The sequence below is a fragment of the Arthrospira sp. PCC 8006 genome (genome assembly GCF_046480465.1).
GTDB lineage: Bacteria > Cyanobacteriota > Cyanobacteriia > Cyanobacteriales > Microcoleaceae > Limnospira > Limnospira platensis.
In genome coordinates, this window is the sequence record NZ_PKGG01000292.1 from 1 (window position 1) to 5,321 (window position 5,321).

A 5,321-nucleotide genomic window follows, 5' to 3' on the forward strand; every position below is an offset into this window, starting at 1 on the left:
TGGTAGTAATGGCCATTAGCGCTAGTGGTGTGGTAGGGGTAGGGCTCTAATCTGAGCAAATTATGAAGTTTTGTAAAAAAATGAGAGAATCTTTGATAATATTTTAGGTAAAGTTTAAGCCCCATATTGGTTATTCATGACATTATTAATTGTTGGTGCCACAGGTACTCTAGGTAGACAGATAGCCCGCCGAGCATTAGATGAAGGCTACCAGGTCCGTTGTTTAGCGCGTAGTTACAAAAAAGCTGCTTTCCTGAAAGAGTGGGGTGCAGAGCTGGTTCCGGGAGACTTATGTGATCCAGAAACGTTAAAACCGGCGCTAGAGGGGGTAAAGGTGGTAATTGATGCGGCGACGGCGCGCCCGACAGATTCCTTAAGTATTAAAGATGTAGACTGGAAAGGGAAAGTGGCGCTAATTCAGGCGGCTAAAGCGGCTGGGGTAGAGAGATTCGTGTTTTTTTCGTTCTTGGATGCGGAAAAATATACGCAAGTGCCATTATTAGAGATTAAACGCTGTACAGAAAAGTTTTTAGCTGAATCTGGCCTTAAATATACAATTCTGAGACCCTGTGGCTTTTTGCAAGGCTTAATTGGTCAATTTGCGATCCCGATTTTAGATGGTCAGTCTGTATGGGTTCCAGGGGTAAGTTCTCCGATCGCCTATATGGATACTCAGGATATCGCTAAAATCACGATCCGGGCGTTATCCGTCCCTGAAGCTGAGAATAAAACGTTTCCGGTGGTGGGTTCGAGGGCTTGGACAGCGGATGAAATTATCCGCTTGTGCGAAAGACTGTCAGGGAAACAAGCGAGAGTCACGCGCACACCTAACAGCATTGTCCGCATTGTCCGCAAAGTTACTCGATTTTTCCAGTGGAGTCTGAATATTTCAGATCGGCTGGCGTTTGTGGAAGTTCTCGCAACGGGTCAACCTCTGAAAGCGTCAATGGATGAGACGTATCAGATATTGGGTATGAACCCAGAAGAAAATACGACGCTGGAAAGTTACCTACAAGAATACTTTGGTCGGATCATGAAAAAACTGAAAGAGTTGGAATATGAACGAGAAAAACAGAAAAAACGTAAACAAAAGCGCAGCCCGTTCAAATCGTAAGAGTATTTGGCTGTAGGCTGATGTTGTAGTAGGCTAGTAGAATCAATCAGTCAAGTATTTTGCTGATTGTGGTAAAATGGGGCGCTAAGTAAATTTGCCCCACTGATTGTTGATCAACCATTATTAAGTTTATCCCAGTGCCAAAAGTAGGGATTCTTTATAACGATGCTAAGGCTGCTGCTTGTCGCAGTGCAATTGAATTAAAGGACAAGTTGACCAACCTGGGTTGGGATGTTTTTGTAGCTACGGGAATGGGGGGGATTTTGGGTTATTCCAATCCGGATCGCCCTCTGTGTCATACTGCGATCGAGGGGTTAGCGCCGCCAGAGTTCGATCGCGATATGAGCCTTGCTATTGTCCTGGGGGGAGATGGTACGGTTCTGTCTGCGTCCCGACAATTAGCGCCCCAGGGTATTCCGATGTTGGCGGTAAATACAGGCCACATGGGATTTCTGACGGAAACTTATCTAAATCAGTTACCCCAAGCCTTAGAAGCGGTTTTGGCTGGGGAATATTTGGTTGAGGAACGCACAATGCTATTGGTGCGGGTATTTAACCAGGAAAGTTTGCTCTGGGAGGCTCTATGTTTAAATGAAATGGTGCTACACCGGGAACCAATGACCTGTATGTGCCATTTTGAAATAGAAATAGGTCGCCATGCTCCGGTTGATATTGCTGCTGATGGGGTGATTATTTCTACTCCGACTGGGTCCACTGCTTATTGTCTGTCGGCGGGGGGAGCAGTGGTTACGCCGGGGGTGGGGGTTATGCAATTGTTGCCAATTTGTCCCCACTCTTTGGCTTCGCGGGCTCTGGTTTATGCAGACCGGGAAGTGGTGAGTATTTATCCGGCTAGTCCGAATCAATTGGTGATGGTGGTTGATGGCAATGGGGGATGTTATGTTCTACCAGAATAKCACGTCCGAGTAGAGCGATCGCCTTTTCCGGCTCGTTTTATTCGTCTGAAACCACCGGAATTTTTCCAAATTTTGCGGGAAAAACTAGGCTGGGGACTGCCTCATATCGCGAAACCTACTTCTGTGGAACTACCTTGAGGCACAAGAGTCGAATCAATTAGTTTTCTACTGTTAATAACTATTGCCGTATGAATGCGATCGCCCTAGATTCCCGTGCTTCAATATTGATTATTGAAAGTGATCAACTGTTGGCTGAAAATATCAGTAATGACTTGCATGAGTCCGGTTACTATCCGGTAGTGGCTCACAATACCGCGATGGGTTTACATCAGGTGATGGAAGTGCAACCGGCTTTGATTGTGATAGATAGGATGCTGGGGGGAGAGTCGGGATTGTCTCTGTGTCGCCATCTCCGGGAAATGGGCTGTACTGCGCCTATATTGATATTTATGGCTCGTGATACGGTTGATGACCGGGTGGCGGCTTTGGAATCAGGGGCTGATGATTATTTTCTCAAACCCTATCGCTGTGAGGGGTTCCTGGATTTGGTGAAGCTATATCTAAAATCTGAAGATAATCAGTTGGATATGTTGCGGTTTGGGGATTTGGTCTTGGATTTGGCTACGAGACGGGCTATTCGTAACCATCGGGCGATCGATTTAACTATGAAGGAATATGATTTGCTGAAATATTTAATGGAACATCCCCGGGAAGTTTTGACTCGTGAACAGATCCTGGAAAATGTCTGGGGATATGATTTTTTGGGAGAGTCTAATGTGATTGAGGTTTATATCCGCTATTTGCGACTCAAAATTGAGGAGGAAGGGGAAAAACGATTGATTCAGACTGTTAGAGGTGTAGGATATGTTTTGCGAGATACCTAGGTCGATTTTTACCTTGAGTGTAAGTCTGATCACGAAGGCTGGCGGCGGGTCTGGGCGGTGGGTGATGGATTGGCGGCGGTTGGGGTTAAGTTGTGTGACTATTACTTGCTTGTTGGTAGGCTGTGATACCCATAGGATATCCGTCCCTGCTGATCAGTTTGATCAGGATATGGCGCAGGTTTTTAATCAGGGTCAAATGCTACCGATTACGGCTAAAGCTATGATTGGCGATCGCGAAATTCAGCTTGAGGTGGCGAGAACTCCCCAACAACAGGCTTTGGGGTTGATGTTTCGGACTTTCCTTCCTGACGATCGCGGTATGTTATTTGTTTTCGATCGCCCGGAGTTGGTGGGGTTTTGGATGAAAAACTGCAAGATTCCTTTGGATATGGTTTTTATGCGCGATGGGGTGGTTCGTTATATTCAGGTTAATGCTCTCCCCTGCGAGGCTGAACCTTGTCCGACCTATGGACCTACTGATGTGATGGTGGACAAGGTGATTGAGTTGCGCGGGGGGCTCACTGAGGAATTGGGTTTACAATTGGGCGATCGCATCTCGGTTAGCTTTCTTGAATCTCCATAGAATAGTGTTGCTACCTGTTTGGCGATCGCTATTGTCATGGCTATTGTAAAACTTTGTAAATTATGCTTGCCTACTCAGAAAATGGTGCTATATTAGCACTATGAGGACACAAGAAGAAGTAAATTCTTTGAGTAACCCAGTTCGGACTTGAAGCCTGTGTCCGCCCGCTTGAGTCCAATTGCAGCGTCTGAACAGTGCGTTCGAGCTATAACTTGTTAGCATCGTCAAAGGGGTCAACTCCCGGCCTGAAGGCTCTCGTAAGTTGAGTTTGTTTGGGATCGGTGCTATAAACGGAGCCTGTATCGGCTTGATTTAAAGGTGAGTTCCCTGAGTCAGAGTTGTTGCAAATTTTGTTAACCAAATTTAGATCCTATCATTTTTCTGAGTAACTTAACCAACGTCTGCTTGAGTCAACTGAGTTTACTCAGTCGGTTTAGAGCCTAGTAGCCTCCTACTAGGCTTTAAGTAGTTTAGGGGTATTTTTAGTGATTTGGTGCGATCGCCACATCTGGGAAAGTTTGACGAAATCAACCGAAAACGATTACAATTTAAACTCTCGTATCTTCAGCCTCATAGTGTCAAGACATTAATTGAATTGAGGGAACAATCATGCCTAAAGGTTCTTTTGCGACAATGCAGGTAGAGACAGGGGAGCCACAGATCTCATTTTACTATGAAAGTGGTCAAGTTGAAACGTTCAGTATGCCAATTTCTGCCACGGAATTAGCCCAAAAATTGCCCCAAATGTTATCACAACGGTGGGTAACTTTGCACTTAATTGATCAAACGGTTTTGGTGTGTATGGCTAAGGTGAGTAAGGTAGAAGTGAAGCCGCCACTTCCTCAAATTCGAGATCAAGCTACTTTCACTAATGCTCAGAGGGTAACCGCCTTACAAAGGGGAGCAGCGGGTAAAATTGGAGTACAGCAGTAGTTAAGTTAATTGGCGGGTGCGTCTCATATTAAAATCATGTCTTCAGTAAGTTTAATTCGAGCAAGTTCCTATGAACCCTCAGCCTTGCGCCATTCTTTGGAAGCCTTGTTAGAACCTTGGGGAGGTGTGAGAAGATGGGTAAAGCCAGGCGATCGCGTTTTATTAAAGCCGAACTTATTAACGGGTTCTCGTCCGACTAAAGAATGTGTAACCCGTCCGGAATTGGTGGCGGCGGTGGCTAGGTTAGTGAAGGAAGTAGGTGGTCAGCCATTTTTAGGGGATAGTCCAGCTTTTGGGAGTGCTTTGGGGGTAGCGAAAGCCAACGGTTATTTACCCCTAATTAGGGAGTTAGACTTACCGGTGGTGGAATTTCACGGTCGCCAGTATTCAACGGATACCCAAGAGTTCGATCGCCTGCGGTTAAGTCGGGAGGCTATGGAAGCGGACGTTGTGATTAACCTCCCCAAGGTGAAATCTCACACCCAGCTAACAATGACTCTGGGGGTGAAAAACCTGTTTGGTTGTGTTCCGGGGAAAATGAAGGCCTGGTGGCACATGGAAGCGGGAAAAGATGCCGATCGCTTTGGTAGAATGTTGGTAGAAACTGCTAGAGCGATCGCCCCAGAATTGACGATTATTGATGGTATTATCGCCCATGAGGGAAATGGTCCGAGTAACGGTGAACCGCGCTTGTTGGGCTTGCTAGGAGCCTCTGAGGACGTTTTTGCTCTCGATAGGGCAATGGTAGAAGTGTTAGGGGTACAATGGGATTTAGTCCCGACCCTAGTGGCGGCGAAAAGTCTAGGGTTGTGTGGGGAGCTAGAGGCGATCGCTTTTCCTCTGTTGCACCCGGACGATTTACGGGTTGACGATTGGCGACTCCCCGACAC

6 protein-coding genes are annotated in these 5,321 nt (G+C 46.3%); all 6 read left to right on the forward strand.

The annotated features are described in order from the left end of the window. Window positions 1-136 precede the first annotated feature (136 nt). Window positions 137-1,114, forward strand: coding sequence for an SDR family oxidoreductase (locus tag B9T16_RS25420; RefSeq protein ID WP_006618539.1), 978 nt, complete (start codon window positions 137-139; stop codon window positions 1,112-1,114). 137 nt (window positions 1,115-1,251) lie between these two features. Beyond that, the gene (locus tag B9T16_RS25425) at window positions 1,252-2,169 is read left to right on the forward strand and encodes an NAD(+) kinase (RefSeq protein ID WP_410246071.1); all 918 of its coding nucleotides are present in this window, start codon (window positions 1,252-1,254) and stop codon (window positions 2,167-2,169) included. 50 nt (window positions 2,170-2,219) lie between these two features. Continuing rightward, window positions 2,220-2,915 (forward strand): response regulator transcription factor NblR, encoded by a 696-nt coding sequence (gene nblR / locus B9T16_RS25430; RefSeq protein ID WP_410246072.1) that lies wholly within the window; start codon window positions 2,220-2,222, stop codon window positions 2,913-2,915. A 64-nt stretch (window positions 2,916-2,979) separates the two neighbouring features. Next, the gene (locus B9T16_RS25435) at window positions 2,980-3,498 is read left to right on the forward strand and encodes a DUF192 domain-containing protein (protein ID WP_410246073.1); all 519 of its coding nucleotides are present in this window, start codon (window positions 2,980-2,982) and stop codon (window positions 3,496-3,498) included. A 609-nt stretch (window positions 3,499-4,107) separates the two neighbouring features. Then, the gene (locus B9T16_RS25440; protein ID WP_006618535.1) at window positions 4,108-4,431 is read left to right on the forward strand and encodes a hypothetical protein; all 324 of its coding nucleotides are present in this window, start codon (window positions 4,108-4,110) and stop codon (window positions 4,429-4,431) included. A gap of 36 nt (window positions 4,432-4,467) precedes the next feature. Then, on the forward strand, window positions 4,468-5,321 hold an 854-nt coding region (locus B9T16_RS25445; RefSeq protein ID WP_353912612.1), incomplete at its 3' end, for a DUF362 domain-containing protein.